Annotated in this window: 18 protein-coding genes; 7 read left to right on the plus strand and 11 right to left on the minus strand. The window is 63.7% G+C overall.

Going from position 1 to position 25,291, the window contains the following annotated elements; genetic code table 11:
• Positions 1 to 1,009: 1,009 nt before the first annotated feature.
• The gene (locus tag ACVIGB_RS29405) at positions 1,010 to 1,345 is read right to left on the minus strand and encodes a dsDNA nuclease domain-containing protein (protein ID WP_456720023.1); all 336 of its coding nucleotides are present in this window, start codon (positions 1,343 to 1,345) and stop codon (positions 1,010 to 1,012) included.
• Positions 1,346 to 2,323: 978 nt separating this feature from the next.
• On the minus strand, positions 2,324 to 2,521 hold the full coding sequence (locus ACVIGB_RS29410; protein WP_456720022.1) for a hypothetical protein: 198 nt from the start codon (positions 2,519 to 2,521) through the stop codon (positions 2,324 to 2,326).
• A 1,509-nt stretch (positions 2,522 to 4,030) separates the two neighbouring features.
• Here ACVIGB_RS29410 and ACVIGB_RS29415 point away from each other — a divergent pair.
• Together ACVIGB_RS29415 and ACVIGB_RS29420 are read left to right on the plus strand one after the other, a co-directional pair.
• Positions 4,031 to 4,258, plus strand: a complete 228-nt coding sequence (locus ACVIGB_RS29415; protein ID WP_212311911.1) for a hypothetical protein — start codon at positions 4,031 to 4,033, stop codon at positions 4,256 to 4,258.
• A 275-nt stretch (positions 4,259 to 4,533) separates the two neighbouring features.
• A complete protein-coding gene (locus ACVIGB_RS29420) occupies positions 4,534 to 5,739 on the plus strand; it encodes an ABC transporter substrate-binding protein (RefSeq protein WP_456720021.1) in 1,206 nt (401 codons plus the stop codon).
• Positions 5,740 to 5,966: 227 nt separating this feature from the next.
• Here the strand turns inward: ACVIGB_RS29420 and ACVIGB_RS29425 are convergent, their stop codons facing one another.
• From ACVIGB_RS29425 to ACVIGB_RS29440, 4 genes are all read right to left on the minus strand, one after another.
• Positions 5,967 to 6,929: an alpha/beta hydrolase gene (locus ACVIGB_RS29425; RefSeq protein ID WP_456720020.1), complete on the minus strand. Its 963-nt coding sequence runs from the start codon at positions 6,927 to 6,929 to the stop codon at positions 5,967 to 5,969.
• 44 nt (positions 6,930 to 6,973) lie between these two features.
• Positions 6,974 to 8,749 carry an NAD(P)-binding domain-containing protein gene (locus ACVIGB_RS29430; RefSeq protein WP_456720019.1) on the minus strand — a complete coding sequence of 592 codons (1,776 nt, stop codon included), beginning with the start codon at positions 8,747 to 8,749 and terminating at the stop codon, positions 6,974 to 6,976.
• Positions 8,750 to 8,812: 63 nt separating this feature from the next.
• Complete coding sequence (locus ACVIGB_RS29435; protein WP_456720018.1) at positions 8,813 to 12,265, minus strand: acyl-[ACP]--phospholipid O-acyltransferase; 3,453 nt, start codon at positions 12,263 to 12,265, stop codon at positions 8,813 to 8,815.
• 286 nt (positions 12,266 to 12,551) lie between these two features.
• Positions 12,552 to 12,809, minus strand: coding sequence for a hypothetical protein (locus tag ACVIGB_RS29440; RefSeq protein WP_456720017.1), 258 nt, complete (start codon positions 12,807 to 12,809; stop codon positions 12,552 to 12,554).
• A 52-nt stretch (positions 12,810 to 12,861) separates the two neighbouring features.
• On the opposite strand from ACVIGB_RS29440, the gene ACVIGB_RS29445 reads away from it, so the two are divergent.
• Positions 12,862 to 13,488, plus strand: coding sequence for a TetR/AcrR family transcriptional regulator (locus ACVIGB_RS29445; protein ID WP_456720016.1), 627 nt, complete (start codon positions 12,862 to 12,864; stop codon positions 13,486 to 13,488).
• Here the strand turns inward: ACVIGB_RS29445 and ACVIGB_RS29450 are convergent.
• On the minus strand, positions 13,479 to 14,477 hold the full coding sequence (locus tag ACVIGB_RS29450) for a winged helix-turn-helix domain-containing protein (RefSeq protein WP_456720015.1): 999 nt from the start codon (positions 14,475 to 14,477) through the stop codon (positions 13,479 to 13,481). The two genes, ACVIGB_RS29445 and ACVIGB_RS29450, sit on opposite strands and share 10 nt — an antisense overlap.
• A gap of 151 nt (positions 14,478 to 14,628) precedes the next feature.
• Between ACVIGB_RS29450 and ACVIGB_RS29455 the strand changes: the two genes are divergently transcribed.
• Positions 14,629 to 15,807 carry an ABC transporter substrate-binding protein gene (locus tag ACVIGB_RS29455; RefSeq protein ID WP_456720014.1) on the plus strand — a complete coding sequence of 393 codons (1,179 nt, stop codon included), beginning with the start codon at positions 14,629 to 14,631 and terminating at the stop codon, positions 15,805 to 15,807.
• A 42-nt stretch (positions 15,808 to 15,849) separates the two neighbouring features.
• Here ACVIGB_RS29455 and ACVIGB_RS29460 read toward each other — a convergent pair whose 3' ends face one another.
• Positions 15,850 to 16,269 (minus strand): hypothetical protein, encoded by a 420-nt coding sequence (locus ACVIGB_RS29460; protein WP_456749246.1) that lies wholly within the window; start codon positions 16,267 to 16,269, stop codon positions 15,850 to 15,852.
• A gap of 222 nt (positions 16,270 to 16,491) precedes the next feature.
• Between ACVIGB_RS29460 and ACVIGB_RS29465 the strand changes: the two genes are divergently transcribed.
• Positions 16,492 to 18,759: a DUF2235 domain-containing protein gene (locus tag ACVIGB_RS29465; protein ID WP_456720013.1), complete on the plus strand. Its 2,268-nt coding sequence runs from the start codon at positions 16,492 to 16,494 to the stop codon at positions 18,757 to 18,759.
• Positions 18,760 to 18,973: 214 nt separating this feature from the next.
• Entirely contained in the window at positions 18,974 to 20,656 is a 1,683-nt protein-coding gene (locus ACVIGB_RS29470; protein WP_456720012.1) for a phospholipase D-like domain-containing protein, read from the plus strand.
• A gap of 67 nt (positions 20,657 to 20,723) precedes the next feature.
• Here ACVIGB_RS29470 and ACVIGB_RS29475 read toward each other — a convergent pair whose 3' ends face one another.
• Complete coding sequence (locus ACVIGB_RS29475; protein ID WP_173640149.1) at positions 20,724 to 21,824, minus strand: LLM class flavin-dependent oxidoreductase; 1,101 nt, start codon at positions 21,822 to 21,824, stop codon at positions 20,724 to 20,726.
• A 106-nt stretch (positions 21,825 to 21,930) separates the two neighbouring features.
• A complete protein-coding gene (locus ACVIGB_RS29480) occupies positions 21,931 to 22,569 on the minus strand; it encodes a TetR/AcrR family transcriptional regulator (RefSeq protein WP_456720011.1) in 639 nt (212 codons plus the stop codon).
• Positions 22,570 to 22,623: 54 nt separating this feature from the next.
• Between ACVIGB_RS29480 and ACVIGB_RS29485 the strand changes: the two genes are divergently transcribed.
• Positions 22,624 to 24,135, plus strand: a complete 1,512-nt coding sequence (locus tag ACVIGB_RS29485; protein ID WP_456720010.1) for an FAD-dependent oxidoreductase — start codon at positions 22,624 to 22,626, stop codon at positions 24,133 to 24,135.
• A gap of 21 nt (positions 24,136 to 24,156) precedes the next feature.
• On the opposite strand, the gene ACVIGB_RS29490 is transcribed toward ACVIGB_RS29485, so the two are convergent.
• A complete protein-coding gene (locus ACVIGB_RS29490) occupies positions 24,157 to 25,269 on the minus strand; it encodes an NADH:flavin oxidoreductase/NADH oxidase (RefSeq protein ID WP_456720009.1) in 1,113 nt (370 codons plus the stop codon).
• Positions 25,270 to 25,291: the final 22 nt, after the last annotated feature.

Consider the following 25,291-nt stretch of genomic DNA (forward strand, 5'->3'; position numbering starts at 1 on the left):
TACGCGGAGAGAGTTTTGAACGGCCGGGTCGATGACCCGGCCGTTTTTGTTTGCGGGCAAGTGATCCGGGTAAGGTGGATCACCTCCTCAAGAGACCTTGCAACCAGATGGGTACGCACCATCTCTCCCAGGCTCGTTAGCAATGACCTGCTTCGCGTGGCTGCATGCTTACCTTTTTGGGAACGCTTGTACGCCTTTTGATTGCTTATGTTGAATAGGTCTCTCTCGGTTGGCGATTCCAGTTGTGGCATCGCAGGTAGCTGACGGGCAGAGTATTGGAGTTGTCCGCATGTCGAAGAAATTCGCACGTCGGGCGCGCCTTATTCGAGAGATCTTGGGACTTCTCGTAGCCGCGAGTCGGCTAGTGAAGCTTCTCCTGGAAATCTTGGATAGTCCACCTGAGCTTGTGTCTCTGACCTTTTCCGCGTGAGCTCATTCAACTCCGACACCTGTCGTTCTTGCGAACGCTTGAGCCTTTGAACGGACCGCTTTAGGTCATCGACCCGATCAGATAGGTCTCTCTCCATTACGGCACTATCGCTCCCGAAGCCCCCAGGAGCTCGATCGAGATCAGACTTACAGAGCACACAATGAACACCGTCAGATTTCGATGCGACATCCGTGCCGCATGCGGGGCACGCTTGAAATTCCGCGCCCTCCAGCAACTCGGAAGCTGTAGAAGACCGAACGATCTTAAACTTCATGGCCACAAATTCGGCTAGGCTGCTCGAGCAAGAAGAAACTTGAGTCCAGATCGGGCTGGTCCAAATAGCAAAATTTGTAGAAATCACGGAAACTGAGCCGCTGCAGATCGGACTCTGGGTCACCCTTCCGCTTTCTCACCTTTAGAAGTGGCGACCCAAGCTGGCGCAATAGGAAATCACTGTAGTTGTAGATATCGTCACCTACAATCGGCCGTTCACCCGCCGCGAGCGGAAGATTCTCTCGTCCGACCTCGTCGCTTCCCTCCCAAGTTAATTCAACCGACGTACTCGTGCTTGGATTTCGCTCAATGAGTAATTCCGAAGTCGAATGTATCGAACGCATTTGGAAATGTCTTATCAAGTGTACAGAATCTGACGAGGGCGGATTTGACCTGAGCATCGCTAGACTTGAAAGGCGGCAGAATCAGCGCTCGCGTCTTAATCTGCATGGCCACAAAGCTACCTTCGGGCCGCTTGACCAAGATGTCTTCATGATTCTCACAGATAACTTCCGCGACGTCCTGCGGATCAGTGATTAGGCGAATTGCATTTATAGCTGCATAGCAGTGTTGATAGAAAAATCGCCGCGCAATGTCGGCGCCTGGATCAGTCTTGTCGAGCACCGTATCTGGGGCTGTCATACAGTTACTACTTTGGACGAATGGAAATGGAAAAATGTATACCTAAGGTAGAGCAAAACTTTTCCTAAGTACCAACAAGTTCGCAGGAAGCCTAGAGAAATCGGGAGCGCCTGGAGCTCAATCGCAAGGAGCACACGGCCATTTGCTCTGCCCAAGTGGCGCCCGCGCGTTAGCTCCGTGGCCCGCCTATGCCCTTTGAGGGCCCGGCCTTCAGCACGCCGTGCTCGTCCACACATCGACCAGACGAGACTGTCACACGGTTAACTGCGGTCGCAGGAGCGACCGGAGCCCAGCCACAAAGGCGGTCCGAGCGCACCGGCGAAGAGACGAGCCCGCGCATCGGGCCTACACTTCACGCGCCACGAACACTTCGAGGACGAATAAGCCGAGCCGCCAAGCCCACCCTGCCACCTGACCGGGACCATGGTCCGATTTGGGCAGTCGGATAGGCCTGCACTCGACAGTGCAGCGACCGCCCTCCAAAGCATCGCGCCTCGCGTCGAGGGAACGGATAAGTTCCGATCGGCACGAACCCGCGCGCCAAAACTCGAATTTCACCAAAATTTTCAATGCGACACACCCGGTCAAGTCCTCACGAAGAAAATATTCCTCTTCCCCAAGATCCCAACTCAACATTACAAGCACCGCGTCCGACCTCCTCTGAGAGGGGCGTAGCGCGATCGTCACGGACCTTGGGTGCGGGATGCGGTGGACGCGGTGGGTGCGCTTGACGAGCGTGCGCATCGCGGACGGTGAAAGCGTGTGGTCCTGACGCCCTAGTGGCAGGTGTCCCCTCGCGAAACGCGAAAGCGTTTTTGTGAAAGCGGTGACAAGCAAGCCCAGTCTCGCCGGCGCTCCCTGCAAATGCGCTTCGGCGACAAGCGCCGTCGAATTCACCGATGTCGCGGCCGCCGCCGCATCACGCTCTCCCAATCGTGACGCATTGCGAGGATAGCACGGATCGCGCCATCACCCACTTCACTTCGGCGACCGCAGCCCCGGCGACATCACCCACGCGTTGATGCGCGAGGCGGTTTCGGCCTGGCGGGCCATGCGGATCAGGCGGTCGCGTGCGACGCCGGGCGGCATGACGCGGGCTTCGTCGCGGAGGCGGATCGATTCATCCGCGAGGTGTTGCTCCGGGGATCTGCGCGGGTTGGGAAGGCTGTTCTGCATCACGCTGCTCCATTCCATCCGAAGGCGGGAGCGCAACTGGCGTTCTCGGTCACCGGCAGTGCCGGACATTCGCGCGGTGATGAGCCGAGACTACGCCTGCGGGGTGCGGCCGGACGGTGCACTAGTGAACAGAGCGAAGGAAATCGACTGCGACCATTTGAAGGGAGTTGGCGCCGCGGGGGGCTGGACCCCCGGGAGCTGGCGCCCCCGGGGGGAGTGCACGGCCCTGGCTTTGGGGGCAGGAAATTGCAAGGCCGTGCAGGCCGGTAACCAGCCCGCAGCATCAAGTCGATGCCGCAGCGCTTGTTCCACGGCTGCGGCAACCGTGCGCCAAAAAACGAATTTCGCCAGCAAGTTCAATGCGACACAGCCTGTCCAGTCGTCGCGAAGAAAATATTCCTCTTTCCCGAGACCCCAACTCAGCATTACAAGACCGCGTCCCGCCTCCTCTGAGAGGGGCGTATCGCGATCGTCACGGACGTTGGGTGCGGGATGCGGTGGACGCGAGAAGCGCGCGAGACGAGTGCGCCTCATCGCGGACGGCGAAATCGTGCAGGCCTGACGCCCTAGTGGCAGGTGTCCTCTCGCGAGAGGCGCGAAAGCGCTTCTGCGAAGGCGGTGACAAACAAGCCCAGTCTCGCCGGGGAGAGCACGTATAAGCCGTAAACCAACCGCGCGGGGAACGCCGGGATTGCCCGGCCGTACCTGTGGTCCTACCTCCCGAGCTTTTTGTTGCTCGGGACCCATGGGTGCGTGCTGGCACCCGGCGTTCCCTGCGCCCTCTGCTCAAGAAAGAGGGTCAAGCTACAGCTCAGCTCGGGCCGATCGCGCCGCGAGATGACGCGCGCACGCCCTCTCCCGCTGTCTGACAGGTGAATCGATCCGACCACGACGTGCAGGCGCGGCGCGTGAGAGGATTCTTCTTTGCGTGATGGTGCGCGAAGCAAAATCATCCATCGCACAACGTGTGGAGAGATGATCTGTGCGCCTTCGCCAGGCTTCCGCCTTCGCTAAAGCTACGGCGTGACAAGTCGGCGCGACAAGGCTGGCAATGACGGCGTCGCGATGGTTGTGACAACCCCGCTGACAGCTGTTGCCAATGACAGCGGTGTCATTGCTCTAGCAACGCTCACATCGCGCGAATCCGTATTGACGCGCTGGGAGCGCGTGAAGAAAGCCTTAACGCGCGCGTCTTGCACAACAAAGAAAGCCTCTAAATCACGGCAAAAACGGCTTGTCGCAGTGCTGTTAATCACAACCTCACGCGATCAATCACGAGCGCATGAGGCGCATGCAAAACGCCACGATCTCTTCCAACTCATGGTGTGCAAACAAGCCGTCCGACACGAATGCGATTCGACGCAGGCCAAGCCCGCATCGTCTCGAAGACCGTGAAGGACATCACGGCCGGCACAACTGATTGTGAGGCATGTGCGCCGCACTCTTGGGAAGAAGCCTGGCCGTTCTTACATCACGTCCAAAGAACGACCCCAATAAAGGAATTGGTCAATGCAAGTTCGCGCAGCCGATACGCGCGGAAGACTGGTGCCTGCGCTCGCAACCGCCGCCGTGGCGGTGCTGGCCACGGCAGTCCTCGTCATCCTCGAATTCAACCCGCCCCGCAATGTGCAGGCCGCGGCCGAGCCCGGCATGATCACCTCCGCCGCCGCCAGCCGCGCCGGCGCCACCGTGCTGCCGACCGATCCGGTCACGACCGGCAGCGTGCGGTATCGCTGAGGGCTCATCACCGTCGTCCCGGCGAAGGCCGGGACCCATAACCACTAATGTTTGCCGGTACGCGGAATGTTGCCCCAGCGTCGCACCACATAAGCAGTTGGGGTAATGGGTCCCGGCTCCCGTGCGCAACTGCGCACTAGGCCGGGACGACGGTAAACGTTAGACCGCGCCGCATTTTCGCATCCCTGCCCCGGCGTCTCGTCGCAAGCCCGCCTCCCTCGACCTCACCTAAGCTCTCCCTCGCGAACAACAAAAAACGCCCAGGGAGGCTCACGATGATCTGGAAGGCCATCACGGCAGCACTCGCGCTTGCGCTCGCATCACAAGCGCACGCCGCCGAAAAGAAATATGGCGCTGGCACCAGCGACACCGAGATCAAGCTCGGACAGACCTCGCCATTCTCCGGCGCGGCGTCGGCCTACAGCGTGATCGCGAAGACGCAGGCGGCCTATTTCAAAATGATCAACGACCAGGGCGGCGTGAACGGGCGCAAGATCAATCTGATCACGCTCGACGACGGCTACTCGCCGCCGAAGACCGTGGAGCAGACCCGCAAGCTGGTCGAGCAGGAGGAAGTCGCCGCGATCCTCAATCCGCTGGGCACGCCGACCGGGCTTGCGGTGCGCAAATATCTCAACGACAAGAAAGTGCCGCAGCTGTTCGTCGGCGCCGGCGCCACGCTGTGGGGTGACTATCAGCATTATCCGTGGTCGATCGGCTTCCAGCCGTCGTACCAGGCCGAGACCGCGGTCTACGCCAAATATGTGCTGACCAACAAGCCGGACGCGAAGATCGCGCTGTTCTACCAGAACGACGACGCCGGCAAGGATTACGGCAACGGCTTCAAGAAGGGCTTGGGCGCAGAGAACACCGCCAAGATGGTGGTGGCGGAAACGACCTATGAATCGACTGACCCTACGGTCGACAGCCAGATCGTGAAGCTGAAATCGTCGGGCGCCAACGTGCTGTTCATGCACGCGATCCCCAAGCAGGCGGCGCAGGCGATCAAGAAGATCGGCGAGATCGGCTGGAAGCCGGACCTGTTCTTCCTCGCGGCGACCTCGACCTCGGTGTCCTCGGTGCTGAAGCCCGCCGGCTTCGAATACTCCAGAGACATCATCTCGTCCTACTCGCTGAAGGATCCGAACGATCCGCAATGGAAGGACGATAAGGACGTGATCGCCTGGCAGGACTTCATGAAGAATTATTTCCCGGACGGCAATCTGCAGGACCAGCTGATCGTCTACGGCTATGTGGTGGCGGAGGCGACGGTGCAGGTGTTGAAGCAATGCGGCGACGACCTCACCCATGAGAACATCATGAAGCAGGCTGCCAACCTCGACATCGCGCTGCCGATGTTCCTGCCCGGCATCAAGGTGAAGACCTCGCCGACCGACTACTTCCCGGTCGAGGCGATGCGGCTGCAAAAATTCAACGGCGAGACCTGGCAGCTGTTCGGCGACACGATCGGGAATGATTGAGGGGGTTGTCGAACGGGAGTTGAAGGGAGAATTGTAGAGCGCGAAACCATCCACGTCGTCGTCCCGGCGCAGGCCGGGACCCATTACCCCAACTGGATGGTGTGGCGCGACGCTGGAGCCGCAGCCCGCTGCAACAACAGGCTGCGGTGGTTATGGGTCCCGGCCTTCGCCGGGACGACGATGTGGCTACACTTCCTTCGCCAACAACGACCGGGACGACGAGGAGACTAAACTCCCCGCTCCAGCAACACCCGAAAATCCGCCCGCGCCCGCTGCGCCTCGGCACATGCGGCCTCCGAGGCATCGCCGAGACCAAAATAGCCGTGAATGAGGCCTTCGCCGGAGTGATACGTCACCGGCACACCGGCCGCCTGCAACGCCTTGGCGTAGGCATGGCCCTCGTCGCGCAGCGGGTCGAACCAGGCGGTGGTGACCACAGCCGGCGCGACGCCGGCGAGAGACTTCGCGCGCAGCGGCGAGACGCGCCAGTCGGCGCCCTGCGCGGGATCTGCGAGATAATGCCCCGCGAACCACTGCATCGTCGCACGCGTCAGGAAATAGCCCTCGGCATTCTCGGCACGCGACGGAAATTTCGCGTTCTCGCCCGCATCGGCAAAACTGCCGGCCACGTCGGTGACGGGATAGACCAGCAGCTGCCCGGCGAGCCTGATGCCGGCATCGCGGCAGGCGAGCGCCGTGGTGGCGGCGAGATTGCCGCCCGCGGAATCGCCGGCGACACCGACGCGGGAGAGATCGCCGCCGAATTCGGCGAGGCGCGCGACCACATCGCGGATCGCGGCGAATGCATCCTCGAAAGCGCCGGGAAAGCGCGTCTCCGGCGGGCGGCGGTAATCGACCGAGATCACCACCGCGCCGGTCTCGATCACGAGGTTACGCGCCTGGCGGTCATGGGTCTCGAGATCGCCGGCGACCCAGCCGCCGCCGTGGAAGAAGATCACGGTCGGCGCTGTGCCGCTGCCGTTGCGATAGAGCCGCGCGCCAAGCTTGCCCGCGGCGCCCGCGACCTCGATATCATGCGCCACATCGACCGGCGGCGGCGGCACCGCCTTGCGCGCATCGGCCAGCGCCCGGAGTGAATCGCGGCAGCTCTGCGGCGTCATGGTTGCGGGATCGCGCAGCGGCAGCAGCGGGATGATCTTCTCAATGACGGGATCGAGCGGAAGCGGCATGGGAGTCCTTCTAAGTCGGTGCTTGCAGGTCAGGTGCTTGCAGGTCAGGTCAGATGCTTGGAAAGCGTGCCGGCCTTGATCGCGGCGATCTGCAGCGCGATGAAGCGGCTGTAGATGCGGGCCTGCGAGAACGCGCCGCCGGTAAACCAGAGGCCGGGCTGCGGCGTGCGCGTCCACATGTTGCGCAGCTCCTGCGTCGCATCGTCGAAGCCCCAGACGCGGCCGACGCGCGCTGCGACATCCTCGCCGAACAGTCTGCCAACCAGATGGTCGGGGCCCTTGTAGCCGGTGGCGAGCACGAACAGCTCGGCGGCGAGCGACGTGCCGTCCTTCAGCGCGAGGCCATCGGCGGTGATATCAGCGATGTCGGCGGCCTGGATCAGGCGGACCTTGCCGTCGGCGATCAACTCGGAGCAGCCGACGTTGAAATAATAGCCGCCGCCGCGGGAGCGGAATTTCAGCGGCCAGCCGGTGCCGTCCTCGCCGAATTCGAGCCGGAAGCCGGTGCGCTCCAGCCGCGACAGCAAGGACGCATCGAGCCGCTTGACCTCGTCGGTGATGATCCGGTGCGCGATCTTCATCACCGGCAGCGGCACGCCGGAATTGAGGATGTCGCGCACGTCGGTCGGCGGGCCGTCACCGAGATAGGTCTTGTCGTAGAGCTGCGCCGGCTCGACATTGACCACCATGGTCGGGCTGCGCTGCACCATGGTGACGTCGGCACCGGCGGCATGCAGCTCCTGGCAGATGTCATGCGCGCTGGTGCCGGTGCCGAACACGATAACCGAGCGCCCTGCCCATTCGCGTCCCGCCGCGAACGCGCTGGAGTGCAGCACCTTGCCGCCGAACTGCTCGATGCCGGGGATCACAGGGATATTCGGCGTGCCGCTGACACTGGTCGCGAGCACGATGTGCTTCGGATGCAGCGCGCGCGGTCCATCGCTCCGCTGCAGCGTCACCATCCAGCGCTGCGTCGCATCGTCATATCGCGCGCCTTCGAACGAAGTCCCGGTCCAGAAGTCGAGCTCCATGATGTCGACATAGCTTTCCAGCCAGTTCGCGATCTTGTCCTTCGGGATGTAGTCCGGAAAGGTCGGCGGGAACGGCAGGTAGCGAAACAGATTGACCGGCGTCTTGTTGTGCAGCTTGAGGCCGCGATAGCGCAGCCGCCAATTGTCGCCGATGCGCTGCTGGCGATCGACGATCAGGGCATCGAGCCCGATCCGCTTGCACTCGACGGCGGCCGCGATGCCGGCATGGCCGCCGCCGACGATCAGCACATCGGGCTCGCGGTCGGCATAGGCGCGTGAGGCCTGCCGCTGCTCCAGCCAATCCGGTGCGGCGAAATCGCGCGCGTGGGATTCCTCAGTGGCGTGTTTGGCGCGCGCATCGCAGATGCTGTCGAAGTCAGGCATCGTGGAGAACGTCCACGCCGCGGAATTTCCGCCCCTCTCATGCAACAGGCGGACCGCGCCGGTGCCTGCGCCATTCGATGTGTCGAAGGTAAAAACAGCCTCGATCACTTCGCGTCCGGCCATCACGGCGCGCCGCGGTATCAAGGCACGGTCATCGAGACGAAATCCGCGCGCGTTCGCCGCGGCAGCACGCTGCAACAACTCGGCAATGACGCGCTGTCGCCCGCTGAACGTCGCAAAATGCCAGGAGATGCCGAAGATGTTGCGCCAGTGGCTCTCAGGCGTGAACAGCGCGGAAAGAGCATCAGCGGAGCGGCTGGCGAGCGCCGCATCCAGCGCGCCGATCCAGCGCTCGGCTAACAGTTCAGGCGCGTCCTCTGTAGCCGGGTTCAGTTTGTCCAGCATGATCGTGCTTTCTCGGGAGCAGTTGCCGTCTATCTGACAACATGCCCCCGAAAAGCACAACCATCATGCGACGTGTTGCTGCAGCGACGCCGGCTCGGCCTCGTCGGCGGCGGGCTCGGCCTGTGCCGAAGGCGCCGCGGCGAGTTCCTTCGCAAGCGCAGTAGCGCCGACATAGTCGGTCTTGCCGGTGCCGAGCAGCGGCACCTTGTCGACGACGCGGATGTCGGCAGGCACCGCGAGCTCGGAGGCGCCGACGCTCTTGGCCTGGCGCTGCATCGCGGCGCGGTCGGCATTCCTCTCGGTGGTGAGCAGCACGATGCGTTCGCCCTTGCGCGCGTCGGGGATCGAGACCGCGACCGACATCGCCTGCGGCCACAGCGCGGATGCCATCGTCTCGACCGCCGACAGCGAGACCATCTCGCCCGCGATCTTGGCGAAGCGCTTGGCGCGGCCCTTGATCGCGATGAAGCCCTGCGCGTCGACCGTGACGATGTCGCCGGTATCATGCCAGCCCTCGGGCAACGGCTCGAGCACGCCGGGGTTTTCGGCGCGGAGGTAGCCGAGCATCACGTTCGGCCCCTTCACCGACAGCCGTCCGCCTTCCTCGATGCCGGGGACCGGATCGAGGCGGTATTGCATCAGCGGCGAGATGCGGCCGACGGTACCCTGGCGGTTTGCCATCGGCGTGTTCATTGCCAGCACCGGCGCGGTCTCGGTGACGCCATAGCCCTCGAGAATGCGGATGCCGTAGCGTTCCATGTAGATCTGCCGCGTGCGCTCCTTCACCGCTTCCGCGCCGGCAATGACGAGCCGCAGCGTGCGGAAATCATAGGCATGCGCCGAGCGGGCGTAACCAGTGAGGAAGGTGTCGGTGCCGAACAGGATGGTGGCGCCGGTCTGGTAGATCAGCTCGGGCACGATCCGGTAGTGCAGCGGCGACGGATACATGAAGATCGGGATGCCGCCGAGCAGCGGCATCATCATGCCGCCGGTCAAACCAAACGAGTGGAACACCGGCAGGACGTTGAACACCTTGTCGTTGGCATTGGCATCGACCCGCGCCAGCGCCTGCGCCGCATTGGCGAGGATGTTGCGGTGGGACAGCACGACACCCTTCGGCGTGCCTTCCGAACCCGAGGTGAACAGGATGACCGCGGGATCGTTGGCCTCGCGGGCGACGCGCGGCGCGATGCCGGCGCGGAAGCCTGCGATCTTGTCGGCGAGGCCGATGTCGGCCCTGACATCCTCGAGATAGACGACGCGCGCCTGGCCCGCCATCGCCGTGATCAGCTTGTCGAGCTTGCCCTTCTCGATGAAAGCCTGCGAGGTCAGCACGGTCTTCACCTGCGCCGCCTTCATCGCGGCCAGCACGTTGACCGGACCGGCCGAGAAGTTGAGCATCGCCGGCACGCGGCCGATGGTCTGCAGCGCCATGAACACGACGGCAACGCCGGCCGAGTTCGGCAACAGCACGCCGACGTTCTCGCCGACCGCGGTCCCCTGCTCGAGCTTGCGGCTCAACACCTGCGCGCCGAGGATCAGCTTGCGATAGGTCAGCTTGGTGCCGAGCGCGTCCTCAATGATCGGCTTGCCTGTGTCGCGGTCGCGATAGGCATGGCCGAGGCCCTCGAACAGCGTCTGGTCGAGCATCGCGTTCTGGACCATGGCGTTGATCATGACGTCCTGCAGCGCGGCGCCGGCGGCATTGCGGCGCGCCTTGCCCTTCAGCGACTGGTCGATCGGCAGCTTCACCGGCGGCAGGATCGAGATCGTCACCTTGGGGAACCAGGAACGCTTGATCTCTCCATTCTTGAGATAGCTGAGATGCGAACGCTGGGCGCCCTCGATGCGGACCGGAACGACGACCGCGTCGGCCTTGTCGGCGATCATCGCGGTGCCGTCATAGACCTTCATCAACGAACCGGAGACCGTGATGCGGCCTTCCGGGAAGATCACGACCGGCTCGCCGGCGGCAACCAGCTTGATCAGGTCGCGCGCGGCCAGCGGCTTCGACGGATCCATCGTGTAGTGCTTGATCATCTTCAGGAACGGCTTGGCCCACCACGCCTTGGCGATGCCGGTGTCGACGGCGAAGCTCGCATCGATCGGCAGCATGGCGTGCAGCAGCGGGCCGTCGACCAGGCTGACATGGTTAGGCGCGATCAGCATCCGCGTGCCGGCCGGGGGCAGATTCTCCATGCCGCGCACCTCGAGCCGGAACAGCGCACGGAACAGCAGCGCGCCGAAATCCCGCACGCCTTCCTTGCCCCACTTGTTCAGCACGAACCAGACGGTGCCGAAGCTCGCGATCGCAAGGCCGAAGAAGATCCAGGCGATCGGCAAGCCGGCAGCTTGCAGCGCGCCGACGAACACCGCGCCGGCAACCATGAAGCCTGCCTGCAGGATATTGCCGGCAGCGATGATGCGGGCGCGCTCGGACGGCGCGGTCCAGGCCTGCACGGCGGCAAACGACGGCACCACGAACAGGCCGCCGCCGAACGCGAACAGGAAGAAGTCAGCCAGCATGCGGAAGCCGCCGAACGAGGCCGCGAACGCGGCCGCGGTGACGTCCTTGCCGAGCGAGGTGGTGGCGATCGCCCAGGCGAGGTCGAGGCCGATCACGCCCATCACGATGGCGCCGATCGGCACCAGCGCGAGATTCGGGCGGACATGGCTCAGCTGCGCGGCGAACAGCGAGCCGGCGGCGATGCCGATCGCGAACACGGCGAGGCACAGCGTGACCACGCCCTCGGTGCCGCCGACGCCCTCCTTGATCAGCGCGGGCAGCAGCGACAGCACGATCGCGCCGACCATCCAGAACCAGGACACGATCACCATGCCGTCCCACAGCCGCTGTTCGGCATAGAGCGACTTCAACAGGCGCACGGTCGAGGTCCAGGGATTCTTGGTGATCGGCAGATCCGGCGCGGACGGCTGCGTCACCGGAATGCGCGACGCAAATCCCCAGGACAGCACCGACAGACCCACGACGGCTGCGCAGATCCAGCCCATGTGGCTGGCACCCGCGACGAACATGCCGCCGGCTATGGTGCCGATCAGGATCGCCATGAAGGTTGCGCCTTCGACCAGCGCGTTGCCGGTCGCGAGCTCGGAAACCGAGAGCTGGTCGGGCAGCACAGCATATTTCACCGGGCCGAACAGCGCGGCGACGATGCCGAACAGCGCCAGCGCGACGAACAGCAGCGGGATCGAATGGGTGAAGAAGCCGGCTGCGGCAAAGGCCGCGGCGAAGATCTCGAAGAACTTCAGCCGGCGGGCGACGATGGACTTGATGTAGCGGTCGGCGAGCTCGCCGCCGAGTGCCGACAGCACGAAGAACGGAGCGATGAAGATCGCGCCCGCAAGCTGGACCAGCGCAGGCCCCTGCTCGTTGGCGACGCCATACAGCAGCATGATGACCAGCGCGTTCTTCAGCACGTTGTCGTTCAACGCCGAGCAGAACTGCGACCAGAACAGCGGCGCGAAGCGGCGGGACGTCATCAATTCCTTGATCATGACCGGTTCCTTGGGTTAGCGCGCACGGCGCTGGCAGGTCTGCGAATTCGGGTGGCACAGAATGGTGGGCGTGGTGAAAATGACGAAGATCCCGCAGCCTTTAGTCTTTTCCGCAACGTATCGGTTCGAACCAGCGCGGATCGGCCGCGCCGGGCGCCGCGACAATGCCCGGCAGAAATGTACGAGACCTTATCCAGGGTTGTGGTCGATCGACATCGAAACGGGCTCGCGAGGGACATGGTGAGTGCTTCGTTGAGGTTTCGGCGACAATTGCGGAGTGGGCGCGTCAGGTCAGATCATTCAGGCCGCCGAACGGCGACCATCGGCAGTGGCGTGACTTGCGGCGGCTACCCCGCTGGGCCGCCGGGCGCGGCGCGCGCCGATCGGCGCGCCGCTGCTCCAGCACGCCCGCGACGTCGCAGGCGCGGGCGATCCGCTCGATCGGCGCGGTCGCCAGGGCGAAGATGGCGCGGCCAAAGCCCTTCACGAGCTCGATCGCGTCATCGACAAAGGTGGTGGTCAATTGAAGTGCTAGGGTCTGCATGTGAGTGGCCTCCTATACCAACTTGAGCAACGCTCAAATTAGTAGTACGAAAATGAACATTGTTCAAGAAGAATCGCGACGAGACCGGAAAAAACTTCAGCGGCGAGGTCTGCTGATCGAGATCGCGCGCCGATATATTGCAACTAAAGGATTGAGATCATTGAAGGTTCGCGATGTCGCCGAGGCCGCCGGCTGCTCCATCGGCAGCGTCTATAATGAGTTCGGCGACTTCGACGGCCTGATCCTGACCGTGAACCGGGAGACTGTTCAGGCCCTGACCGAGCGGCTCAAGGCAGTCCCGGCCGACGATCCCCTGCGCCAGCTCCACGGGCTTGCGGACGCCTATCTCGGCTTCGCCACCGAGCACGCCAATCTGCTGCGCTCGCTGTTCGAGCACCGGATGGAACACGACCGGCCGTTTCCGGAAGATATCCTGGCGATGGTGATGGATGCCTTCGCGCTGATGCACGCGCCGCTGGTGCGGCTATTGCCCGATCGCGATCCCGACGACGTTGCGCTGCTGTCACGGATGATGTTCTCCGCGGTCCACGGCATCATCTCGCTCGGCCTCGAGGAGCGCATGGTCGCAGTGCCGCCGGAGATGTTGCGCGAGCGGCTCGCGCAGTTCGTCGACACACATCTGGCCGGATTGGGCGTCACGCGCAGCAATCAGGTTTGATTTCGTGCGACACGGCCTGGGTTGGCGAGCGTCCAGAGCGGTTCGAGGAACACAACACCGGTGCCTCCCTCGCGGAAGACGAGCTTGAACTCGATCCGTCCGTCCGCTGTGATGAATGCAGAATGCAGTCCCGCATTGCCGTCATATCGCAAGACGTCATCGAGGACATGTCCGGTGAAGCCTCCGGAAAATCCGGGTCCGGGTACTCGGCTGTGCGGCATCGCCGGCCCATTCACGAGGTAGCCAGTCGCAACACCGTCCCGATCGACATTGGTGACGATCATCATGAATTGGCGGTACGAATTGATCCATCCCTCACCGCTCACCCACACGCCGAGAAAGCGGCGGACATTGTCCGGCACATCGCTAGCCGGCGCGTGAACGCGATAAGCGGGAAGCGGCAGCTGCTTCTCGGCTGCCAGCGCGGTGATCCGCTCAACATCCTGATCCGGCACGATGCCGTGATCTTGCGGCGCAAGCCAGTTCGCCAATTGCGTTAGGGGATGCCACATCCCGTCGGCAATCGGCGACGCAGATGCGAGAGCCACGAAGGCGCTCACCGACAGGCCGGCGACCAGCAACCATCGGGGAAGCCCGGCCAGGCCGGCTGAAACGACACGGCGAGCAGACGTGCTGCGCGGGACACTCTTCGGTCCATGATCGTGCGATGGCGGAATCGGTGCGGCATCGAGCCGGTAGCCTCGGCGAGATAGCGTCTTGATGATGCGGTGGTCGTCATCGTGCAGCTTCAGGCGCAGCTCGCGGATGCATTGGACGAGCGAGTCGTCCGAAACGGCGACGTTGCCCCAGACCGCTTCGTGCAGGTCCTGCTTGGATACCAGCCGTCCAGCATTGCTGGCGAGATGGCGGAGGACCGCGAATGATTTTGGCCGGAGATCAAGCTCGACGCCATCGACGCGGGCGACGCCGCGGGCGAGATCGAGCACAAAGGAATCAAATATCAAAACGGAATCAGTCGCCGGGTTCATAGAGCTCACTCCATGCCCACAGACGGCACCAATCGGAGGAATTTAGCAGGAAATTCGCCGTTCTGTCACTTCTTCATCAGGACTTCCCGGAGGCGAAGCCGATAGTCGTGAACCGGCCCGGCATCATTTCCGGGCACGCCGGAGGTTGACCATGACAAGGACACCGTTTGCCGCACTGGTCGGGGTTGTTCTGGCGCTGGCGGCGATGCAATCGGGACGCGCCCAGGCGCCAGACGTCGTGAAGGTCGGGCTGGTGATGCCATTGACCGGCGTTCTGGGGCCGGTCGGCAAGCAGGCGGTCGCGGGGGCACGGCTCTACATGGCGCAGCACGGCGATATGGTCGCCGGTCGCAAGATCGAATTGATCGTCCGGGACGACGCCAGCGTGCCCGACAATGCCAAGCGTATCGCTCAGGAGCTGATCGTCAACGACAAGGTCGCGATCCTCGGCGGCGGACTGACGCCGAGCGTGCTGGCGCTCGCACCGCTGGTCACCGAGAGCAAGACGGCGACCGTCGTCATGGTATCGGGCACATCGATCGTGACCGAACGATCGCCCTATTTCGTCCGCACCAGCTGGACGCACGCGCAGCAGGCCAGCGTGCTGGCGGATTGGGCGGCCAGGAACGGATCGAGGCGGGCCACCATCATCGCGTCCGACTGGGCACCCGGGCATGAAGCCGCCGGCGTATTTTCGGCAAGCTTCACCGCGGCGGGCGGATCGATCGTCGAAGCGCTGAAAGTGCCGCTGGCCAATCCCGATTTCGCGCCGTTCCTGCAGCGCGCGCGGGACGGCAATCCCGATACCCTGTTCATTTTCGTGCCGGCAAGCCAGGCCGCCATCCTGGCCAAGCAATTTGTCGAGCGCGGGCTGGACAAGAGCGGGATCAAGCTGATCGGCCCCGGCGACATCGCTGACGACGAGGACCTGCCGGGAATGAGCGATGCCATGATCGGCATGATCACGGCCGGATTCTACTCCGCCGCTCATCCATCCGACCTGAACCGCGCCTATGTCGCAGCGTTCCGCAAGGCCAATGCCAACGTCCGTCCGAACTTTATCAGCGTCAGCGCCTATGACGGTATGCATCTGATCTACGAGGCGCTGAAGGCGACCGGCGGCAAGACCAATGGCGACGCACTGATCGAAGCCATGAAGGGCATGGCTTGGGAAAGCCCGCGCGGTCCGATGTCGATCGACCCGAAGACGCGCGATGTCGTCCACGACATCTACATTCGCAAGGTCGAGAGGGTCGGCGGCGAGCTCTACAGCGTCGAGCACGAGACCTTCAAGGCGATCAAGGACCCCGCCAAGGTCGCGAACCAGTAGGCCAGGCGCGAAGCCGGTCGGGCCTGGCGCCGCTCCAACGCGTCAGACCCGGGTCCGGGCGATCGTGCCGGCGACGATCTGCATGGCGACGCCGAGCACCCAGCCCGCCATGATCACCGCGGTCCAGGCGATGTCCGGCTCGCTGCGCAGCACGACGACACCAACCGAGAAGAACGCGACCATGGTCGCGAGGAAGGTGCCGATCGCGCTCAGCAATTCTGCCGTGTCGATCTTGCGCGTCGAGGTCCCGTCTTTCGGATGGAACAGCTTTGGCGGCGTGTCGATGCCGACATAGAATCCGATCGCGCCGCCCAGCATCATGATCAGCAGGAACGCCTGCGACGTCAGCGCCGAGACGCTCGAGCCGACATGGATGGCGACGAACAGACCGCTGGCTGCTCCCGCCAAGGCGAGGCCGAAGCGCTCCAGGATATGGGCAAATTTTCTGACGCGGCTGCGCATTGCTTTGCCTCATCAATGAATTGCACCGCTGGTCAGGCTAGGCCTTTTCGTTACGCCGCGAAAGTCGTCTCGCCTCACATGGCCGCGACCTCGTGACGCTTTTGTGCGCCAGTTCACACCTAACGCGGCACGGAGTCATTAATGATCGATCCAAGGTAGCATTCGATCCGGCCCCTGCTACGCTGCGCCGTCCGCTTCAATCACTTCAGCGAGCGTCTTTCAATGCCGAGCCCGAAGATCATTATCCTGTCCGACGGCACCGGCAACGCCGCCTCCAGCGTCTGGCGCACCAATGTCTGGCGGATTTTCCAGTCGCTGGATTTGCAGGGCAACACGCAGGCCGCCAAGTATGATGACGGCGTCGGAACGTCGTCCTTCGTTCCGCTTGCGCTGCTCGGCGGCGCCTTCGGCTACGGCCTCAAGCGCGATATCCTGGATGCCTACAAATTCATCTGCCGCAACTACGACCACCAGAACGATTCGCAGATCTACCTGTTCGGATTCAGCCGCGGCGCATTCACCGTGCGCACACTCGCCGCACTCATCCTCGATCAAGGCCTGATCGTCGCCGGCACCGAAGCCGAACTGCACGACGGCGCGGCGAAGGCCTATCGCGCGTACCGGGCCGCGGGCTACCACTCGATCTGGCGCATCGAGGTTCTGTTCCGCGCGCTACGCGACTACATTCTTGTGCCGGTGCTGGACCGCCTTCAGCGCAACAAGCCTTATGCGGAGATCGCACGGAAGCCGGTGCCAGCGATCGAGTTCATCGGCATCTGGGACACCGTCGCGGCCTATGGCTTGCCGATCGACGAGATGACACGCGGCATCTCCAACTGGGTGTGGCCGCTCGAGCTGCCGAACCGAATTCTCAGCCCGAAGGTCAAGTGGGCACGGCACGCGCTGGCGCTCGACGACGAGCGCACGACCTTTCATCCGGTGCTCTGGACGGAGCAGGAGCCGGGACAGCCCGCACCGGCCGTGCCGGCAACGATCGATGACGAGCATCTCGTCCAGGTGTGGTTCGTCGGCATGCATGCCAATGTCGGCGGCGGCTATCCGGACGATGCCGTCGCCTTCGTGCCGCTGGCCTGGCTGGTCGACGAAGCCGTCAAGCGCGGGCTCGTGTTCAAGCACGCGCCGATCGCCGACCCCGATGCGATCAAGGCGATCAAGTCTTCCGAGGACAAGGATGGCCGCCTCTACGATTCGCGGGCCGGCCTTGGCTCCTATTACCGATATGGCCCCCGCAAGGTCGCCGACCTCTGCAACGATCCCTATTCCGGCGTCAGCGTGCCGATGCCGAAGATCCACGAAAGCGTGTTCGAGCGGATCGGCAGCGGCGCCAACGCCTATGCCCCGATCGGACTTCCACCAAACTATGTGGTGGTCTCCCGCAGCGGCCAGGTGACACCGCTGGGCTCCACTACGTTTGAAACGCCCACCGGGGCGCCGGCACGTCATGCCGCGCAGGAGAAGCTATGGAATTTCGTCTGGATGCGGCGGATCGCCTACTTCGCCACCTTGGCGGCGTCGCTGCATTTGGCGGCGTTCTGGCTGTTCCACAACCAGCACAAGGAGCACGAATTCAGCTCCCATGTCAGGATGATTTCGGAGCTGGTGCGCTTCGTCGAATCGTTCCTGCCCGCTTCGTTTCATTGGTGGACCGATTGGTACGCCGGCAACCCGGAATGGTTCGCCGGCGGCATCGTCGCCGTTTTCGTGCTGATGGGTGCGGGCAGTTCGCTCAGCGCAGCGATCAGCGACAGGATGCGGATCATCTGGCGCAACCGCGCGAACCCGACGCCGCTCTCGGGGTTCATGCACGATGCGATCTATCGATTCCGTACCAGCGCGGTCTATCAGTGGATCCTCAATGTCGGGAAGCGGCATGTCGTGCCATTCCTGCTCACGGCCTTGCTGGTCTGGTTCGGCGCGACGCTGCTGAGCCATTTCCTGCTCAACGCTTTCGATTCGGCGGGCGCCTTCTGCACCGGGACCGCGGCCGACAAGCTTGTCGCCGTCGACAAGGGCATCCCGCAGGATGCGGCCGACTTTGACACCGGCGCGATCTGTGCGCCGACCGGGCTCAAGGTCCGCACCGGCTTCAAGTACGAGATCGCGATCACGATGTCGGAGCCATGGGAGGACGCCGGACGCGCGGTCACGCCGATCGGATACCGGACCTCGACCATCGAGGGTGCAAAACGCTGGCGCGGATATGCCACGATCTTCCTGCGGCGCATCCTGTTCCGGCCATGGTTCAGGCTGATCGCACGGGTCGGAGAGACCGGCGTCGACGAGTATTTCCTCGATCCTTTGCCGGCGCCGAACACCGACCCGCAGGTCTACAAGGCGAGGTTCACCGCCGATCGCAGCGGCGAGATCTTCCTCTACGTCAACCAGGCCGTCATCGGCCTGCCCTGGATCTACAAATGGTTCTACGGCGATCACAAGGGCACGGCGAAGGTCACGGTGAAGTTGCTTTAGGCAAGCTGCAACCGCGGCGGACCGGTCCGCACGGCGTGATCCATCTGTGATCCAGCCGATAGTTTCGGTTGCATATTTTATACATACTCCTCCTGCTAGACGAGCCGCCAGGCGCCCGGAACGATCCGATGCGACACCTCGGATCTCCTGCGGCGCTGACGCGCCAGGTTCATATCGAGCGGATATTTCTCATCAGTGATTTGGAGGCATCACCATGATTTCCACAATTCAGGCGTTTCCAACCACCGACGGCATCTTCGTGGTTTGGGAAGTCGCGGCAATGATCCCGGACTGCCTCGGCTTTGCGCTCTATCGTCAGCAGCAGGGCAAGAGCGCGACCGTCGTCGACACCTGGGTCGGGTTCGAGGATCAGGTGCAGGGCCACAAGGCGGGAGATCATCGTCCGAGCACCGAATGGCCGGTGCAGAAGACGAACTGGACCGATTTCCTGGCCCCGGCCGATGCGCCGGTCCGCTATGGCGTCGTTCCGGTTCTCAAGGACGGCGCGACCAAGGTGAAGCCCGCCTACAGTGCACCGGCGACATGGACCGACTACGTCTCGGCCACGCCGTCGGGCCCGCTCAAGCCATGGTTCAACCGCGGCACGATCTCGGCACAATGGCTGTCGCGCGCGATCGGTACTACGCCGAAAGCCTCCCAGACGCTGGAGAAGGCGATCTCCACCAAGGGCAACAAGATCCGCGACTTCCTCAAGGGCGAGCTTGGCGCGCGCCTCCTTGCCCTGCTGGCCGGGGCCAAGAAGGATAAAGTCGACGTCTATGTCGCGCTTTACGAGCTCAACGATCCCGAATTGATCGCCGCGCTGACTGCGCTGAAGGGCAAGGCCCACGTCGTGCTCGGCAACAGCACCGGCAAGTCCGACGCCACCGCAAAGGAGACCGAGAAGAACGCCGGCGTGCTGAAGAAGGCGGGCGTCGACATCGTCCGCCGCAAGATCGCACCGAGCCGCTACGCCCACAACAAGTTCGCGGTGTTCTGCGACGGCGTGCAGACACCGAAAGTGGTCTGGACCGGCAGCACCAACTGGACCCGGACCGGATTATGCACCCAGAACAACAATGGGCTCGAGATCACCGACGACAAGATCGCGGCGGCCTATCACGAGCATTGGAAGGCGATCTACGCCGACGGCAGCAAGTCGCCGAAGGCGCTGGCCGTCGCCGGCGATCACGAATGGCCATTCACGATCGGCAACTCGAACGTCAGCGTCTGGTTCACGCCGACCACCAAGAGCGGCGATCTCAAGGAAGCGACCAAGATGATCGAGGACGCCGAGCATGGCGCGGTGTGCCTGATGCTCAATCCCGGCAACAAGGGCCTGCTCGGCCCGATCCTGCAGAAGGCGCAGGACAAGAATCTCTATGTACGCGGGGTGCTCAACAATTTCCCGGCGCAGGGCAAGGACAGTCCGAAGGATCAACTGCAACTGCTGGCCGGCAGCGGCCAGCAACAGGTCTTCAAGGGCAAGCAGATTGCCGACGTGATCCGGCCCGCCGGCATCGACAAGACCGCCGACTGGTGGCAGCACCAGATCAAGAACACCGGAAAATTCATGATCGCCGTGCACAGCAAGGTGATCGTGCTGGACCCGGCCGGCAAGAACCCGGTGGTCATGACCGGCTCGCACAATTTCTCCGACCGCGCCAGCACCAAGAACGACGACAACCTCGTCATCATCAGAGGCGACTCACAGCTGGCGCTGACCTACGCCGCGCGCATCGTCAGCATCTACGGCCAGTATCGCTGGCAGGCCTGGCGCAACACGCCGGAAGGCCAGAAGGACAAGGGTCTGAAGCGCAGCGACACGTGGCTGAGCAGCCGCATCGGCAAGGGCTGGGCGCAAATCGAAACCCGGTTCTGGCTCGGCACGCCCTGAGGCCGGCGATCCGTCATGACATACGGGGCAGCGGTAACGCTGCCCCGTATTGTCCTCACCGTGAAGCCTACGCCGCGCGGCCGACCGAGGCGTCGAGGTGCTTCAGCTTCGGCAAGACCTCCTGCTTCAGCAGCCGCAGCGAATTGTGCCAGGCTTCGGGCTTGTGCTTGTAGTCGAAACCGAACACCAGCAGCACGCCGAAGCCGCCGACCTCCTGATAGATCTTCTCGATCTTCTCGGTGACGGTCGCGGGCGAGCCGACGATCCAGTTGTTGCGGGCGCAATACTCGACCGTGACGTCGCTGTCGGGCACGTCGGGCGACGCTTTCAAATAATCCTTGAAGCCAAAGTGGCCGAGCAGCGGCAGGAAATACTCGCCCATCATCCGGCCCATCATATCGCCGGTCGAGAGCTTCCATGCCTCCTCGTCGGTGTCGGCGACGAAGACTTCGCGCACCATCCGCCAATCCCTGCGGCTCGGCTTGCGGCCGGTCTTGGCCGCGCCGGCTTCCACCGAGTCCCAGTGACTGCCGACATAGGCGGGGTTGAGGTTCAGGCTCATCGGGATGAAGCCACGCTCGCCTGCGAGCTTGAGCGTATCCGAATTCTTCGACAGGCCCGCGACGCCGATCGGCGGATGCGGTGCTTGCTGCGGCTTGATGTGCGGTTTGAGGAAATCGAACATCGTGTCCGGCTTGGTCACCGTCCAGAACTTGCCCTTGTGGGTCCACGGAGCCGGCTCGGTCCACATCTTCAGGATGATTTCGAGCGCCTCGCGGGTCATGTCGCGGTTCTGGCCCGACATGCCGTCGACATTGAACATTGCCCAGTCGCTCGGCAGGCCGGAGGCGGCGACGCCGAAATTCAATCGTCCGTTCGAGAGGTGATCGAGCATCGCGACGCGGTTCGCGAGTTCAGCCGGATGATGATACGGCAAGAGGAAGCCGCCGGGTCCGATGCGGATATTCTTGGTCTGCAGCAGCGCCTGCGCGATCAGCAGATCCGGCGAAGGATGCGGCTCCCAGGGCGCGGTGTGGTGCTCGCCGATCCAGGCTTCCTGATAGCCGAGCTCGTCCAGCCACCGCAGCACCTGCAGGTCCCAGTCGTGGCCCTCCTTCAGTCCGCACTCCGGCGGATGCGACGGCATCGCGAAGTATCCGAGTTCCATGGGTTTCCTCTCTTTGTTCGATGCATGTCTTCCGCACGCGCTCCGGAGAGTACCTGCCCCGGCTACGGCAGAACAATGGCTTTGTCGCATGCCGCCCGGCCGGGAATTACGCGTAAGGCGTCCCCTTCAGCATGATCGCGATACCCGAAAAGCCGCGCTCCATGATCCGCAGGAAGGCCTCGCGTGTCGAGGCCGCCGATCGGCGCGCCTTGTGCTCGCGAAGCCCTTCCGCATAGGCGACGGTCACGGCGGTGACCACCATCGACGCGGCGAGCCGGGCATCGGCATCGGCGAGCGGCCGCTTGATGGCGCCCGCCAGCACTGTTGCAAGATCATCGATCAACTCGTCGCGCATCTCGCGCGCCCGCGCCGAGAGCGCGGGACTCTCGGCGACGGTGCGCCAGAATTTTCCCGTTGCATCGGTGAATTTCGCGAACGGATGCGCCCGGTCCGCCAGACTCTGCACCAGCTTGTGCAGCGTCATCAGCGGCGCTTCGCCGGGCGGTCGCTCGGCAAAGGCGGCCTTCAGAATCTGGCGGCTTTCCTCCTCACGGTCGAAGAACAGATCTTCCTTGCGCGGAAAGTAATTGAACACCGTCATCCGGGAGACCTCGGCGGCCTCGGCAATTTCGGCCACCGAGACATTGTCGAAGCCGCGCGCCACGAACAGCTCGGTGGCGACGTCCGAGATCGCCTGGCGCGTCGCTTCCTTCTTCCGCTCCCGCAATCCGTCTCGATTTGACATGGAAGAATTTGTACCATACAAAATATTATACTGAGTACAATTTGTGGTGACGACTTGACGCGTGAACGGACGGATGTGGTTGTGGTCGGCGCCGGACCGACCGGATTGCTGCTGGCGATCGAACTGACCCTGGGCGGCGCCGACGTGATCGTGATCGAGCGGCTGGCGGAGCCTGACCAGACCATCAAGGCCGGCGCGATCGGAGCCCTCGCGGGCGAGGCGCTGGAGCGCCGCGGCCTTGCCGAGGCGATGAATGCGGTCGAGCGCAGCATGGCGGACAGCATGTCCAGGCTCATGAAGAGTGCCGACGGCAAGTCGGAGCTGCCGTTCAAGAAGTTCGGCGGGCACTTCTCCGGCATCTTCGGGATCGACCAGACGCGTCAGCGCGAGCCGGACCGGCGGTTGCGCGGCGTGAACCAGCAGGCCCTGGAGAAAATGCTCGGCGAGCGCGCCCAGGTACTGGGTATCGCGATCAAGCGCGGCTGCGAGCTGACCGATTTCGAGGATACCGGAGACGGCGTCCTGACGAGGGCAAGGGGCGGGTCCGGCGATGTCGAGCTGCACGCTGCGTATCTTGTCGGCTGCGACGGCGGACGCAGCGCGGTGCGCAAGCGCGCGGGCTTCGACTTCCCCGGCACCGAACCGACCCTCACCGGACACCAGGCCATCGTCGACCTCGATCATCCGGATCGTCTGCTCCCGGTCGGCTGGCGGCGGACGCCCGTCGGCATGATGGCCTATGGACCGATTCCCGGCCGGGTGTTCATGGCCGAGTTCGACGGACCGCCGGCCGATCGCAGCGCGCCCGTGACGCGCGACGAGATCGAGACCACCCTGCGCCGGATCAGCGGTGTCGATGTTCGTGTCACCGCCGTCAAGACCGCCACCCGCTTCACCGACAATGCGCGGCAGGCCGACAGCTATCGCAGGGGCCGCGTGCTGCTGGCGGGCGACGCGGCGCATGTGCACTCGCCGTTCGGCGGGCAAGGCCTTAATCTCGGCCTGCTCGATGCGGCCAATCTCGGCTGGAAGCTCGCAGCAGTCGTCTGCGATCGCGTGCCGGAAAGCCTGCTCGACAGCTACACGGCAGAGCGGCATCCGATCGCGGCCAAGGTGCTCGCCAACACCCGCGCCCAGGTTGCGCTGATGCGGCCTGACGTCATGACGGACGCCCTGCGCGATATCGTCGCCGACCTGATGAGCGGCGACGAGGGCACCCGCTACTTCGGCGAGATGATCAGCGGCATCAAGATCCGTTACGACCTCGGCAGCGATCATGCATCAGTCGGCCGGCTCTCCGGCAATTTCGCGCTCGGCGACGACGGCGCGGAAACAACGCTGTTCGATCAGATGGAAGACGGCAGGGCCGTGCTGGTCGATGCAACGGGCGGCACCGCGTCAGCAATCGCGGCTCGCTGGGACATGTTCGTACGATGCGTACCAAGGCGCGCCGGCCCGTCGCTGCTGATCCGCCCCGATGCCTGCATCGCCTGGGCCGCCGACGGCGAGGACTTGGCGGGCCTCGACGCCGCGCTGACGCGCTGGTTCGGACCCGCCACGCATTGACCTCGCAGGCGAGACGGTGCGTCAGCGCGTCCCGAACGTGGTCTTGCCGAACAGCGCCTTCTGCGTCGAGGGCTGCGAGCGCCAGTATTGCGGCGGCGCGCTCACCTCACCGCCGAGTTCGGCGGCGGCGTGCCAGCCCCAGCGCGGGTCGTAGAGCATGCCGCGAGCGAGCGCGATCATGTCGGCCTTGCCTGAGGTAACGATCTCCTCGGCCTGCTTCGCTTCGGTGATCAGGCCGACAGCCATAGTGGTGACGCCGGTCGCCTCCTTCACCGCCTGCGCCGCCGGCACCTGGTAGCCCGGACCGAGCGGAATCTTCTGCAGCGGCGACACGCCGCCGGAGGAGACGTCCATCCAGTCGACGCCACGCTTCATCAGCTCCTTGGCAAATTCGATGGTCTGCGCGAGATCCCAGGCACCCTCGACCCAGTCGGTCGCCGACACCCGCATGCCGATCGGCTTGTAATCCGGGAATGCAGCGCGCACCGCGTCGAACACTTCCAGCGGGAAGCGCATGCGGTTTTCGAGCGAACCGCCATAGCGGTCGGTCCGCTTGTTGGCGATCGGCGACAGGAACTGGTGCAGCAGATAACCATGTGCGCCGTGCAGCTCGAGCGCGTCGATGCCGAGCCGGTCGGCGCGCTTCGCTGACGCGACAAAGGCCTCGCGAATGCGCTTCAGGCCGGCGTCATCGAGCGCCAGCGGCGGCGCCTCGCTCTCCTTGTGTGGGACATCAGATGGCCCAACCGTCTGCCAGCCGCCTTCGGCGATCGGGATCAATTGCCCGCCCTCCCATGGACGCTGGCTCGAAGCCTTGCGGCCGGCATGGGCGAGTTGCATCGCGACTGCCGCCTTCGAATGCTTGCGCACCGAGGCCAGGATCGGCTTCAGCGCCGCCTCATTGGCATCGCTGTAGAGACCGAGGCAGCCCGGCGTGATCCGCCCGATATCCTCGACATGGGTGGCCTCGATGCAGAACATCGCGGCACCCGACAGCGCCAGCATGTTGATGTGGGTGAAGTGCCAATCATTGGCGGAGCCGTCGATGGCCGAATACTGGCACATCGGCGAGACCATGATCCGGTTGGAGAGCTTGAGGCTGCGCAGTTCGATCGGGGAAAACAGGGTGCTCATGCGAGGCGTATCCGGGATCGGG

Source organism: Bradyrhizobium sp. USDA 4341 (assembly GCF_054063755.1).

Excerpts from the sequence above, each read along its gene's own strand:
- ACVIGB_RS29460 (WP_456749246.1), bottom strand. The coding sequence starts at position 16,269 with ATGCGCAGCCGCGTCAGAAAATTTGCCCATATCCTGGAGCGCTTCGGC.
- ACVIGB_RS29420 (WP_456720021.1), top strand. The coding sequence starts at position 4,534 with ATGATCTGGAAGGCCATCACGGCAGCACTCGCGCTTGCGCTCGCATCA.
- ACVIGB_RS29480 (WP_456720011.1), bottom strand. The coding sequence starts at position 22,569 with ATGTCAAATCGAGACGGATTGCGGGAGCGGAAGAAGGAAGCGACGCGC.
- ACVIGB_RS29440 (WP_456720017.1), bottom strand. The coding sequence starts at position 12,809 with ATGCAGACCCTAGCACTTCAATTGACCACCACCTTTGTCGATGACGCG.
- ACVIGB_RS29410 (WP_456720022.1), bottom strand. The coding sequence starts at position 2,521 with ATGCAGAACAGCCTTCCCAACCCGCGCAGATCCCCGGAGCAACACCTC.
- ACVIGB_RS29470 (WP_456720012.1), top strand. The coding sequence starts at position 18,974 with ATGATTTCCACAATTCAGGCGTTTCCAACCACCGACGGCATCTTCGTG.
- ACVIGB_RS29430 (WP_456720019.1), bottom strand. The coding sequence starts at position 8,749 with ATGCTGGACAAACTGAACCCGGCTACAGAGGACGCGCCTGAACTGTTA.
- ACVIGB_RS29465 (WP_456720013.1), top strand. The coding sequence starts at position 16,492 with ATGCCGAGCCCGAAGATCATTATCCTGTCCGACGGCACCGGCAACGCC.
- ACVIGB_RS29475 (WP_173640149.1), bottom strand. The coding sequence starts at position 21,824 with ATGGAACTCGGATACTTCGCGATGCCGTCGCATCCGCCGGAGTGCGGA.
- ACVIGB_RS29435 (WP_456720018.1), bottom strand. The coding sequence starts at position 12,265 with ATGATCAAGGAATTGATGACGTCCCGCCGCTTCGCGCCGCTGTTCTGG.
- ACVIGB_RS29445 (WP_456720016.1), top strand. The coding sequence starts at position 12,862 with ATGAACATTGTTCAAGAAGAATCGCGACGAGACCGGAAAAAACTTCAG.
- ACVIGB_RS29425 (WP_456720020.1), bottom strand. The coding sequence starts at position 6,929 with ATGCCGCTTCCGCTCGATCCCGTCATTGAGAAGATCATCCCGCTGCTG.
- ACVIGB_RS29405 (WP_456720023.1), bottom strand. The coding sequence starts at position 1,345 with ATGACAGCCCCAGATACGGTGCTCGACAAGACTGATCCAGGCGCCGAC.
- ACVIGB_RS29455 (WP_456720014.1), top strand. The coding sequence starts at position 14,629 with ATGACAAGGACACCGTTTGCCGCACTGGTCGGGGTTGTTCTGGCGCTG.
- ACVIGB_RS29490 (WP_456720009.1), bottom strand. The coding sequence starts at position 25,269 with ATGAGCACCCTGTTTTCCCCGATCGAACTGCGCAGCCTCAAGCTCTCC.
- ACVIGB_RS29450 (WP_456720015.1), bottom strand. The coding sequence starts at position 14,477 with ATGAACCCGGCGACTGATTCCGTTTTGATATTTGATTCCTTTGTGCTC.
- ACVIGB_RS29415 (WP_212311911.1), top strand. The coding sequence starts at position 4,031 with ATGCAAGTTCGCGCAGCCGATACGCGCGGAAGACTGGTGCCTGCGCTC.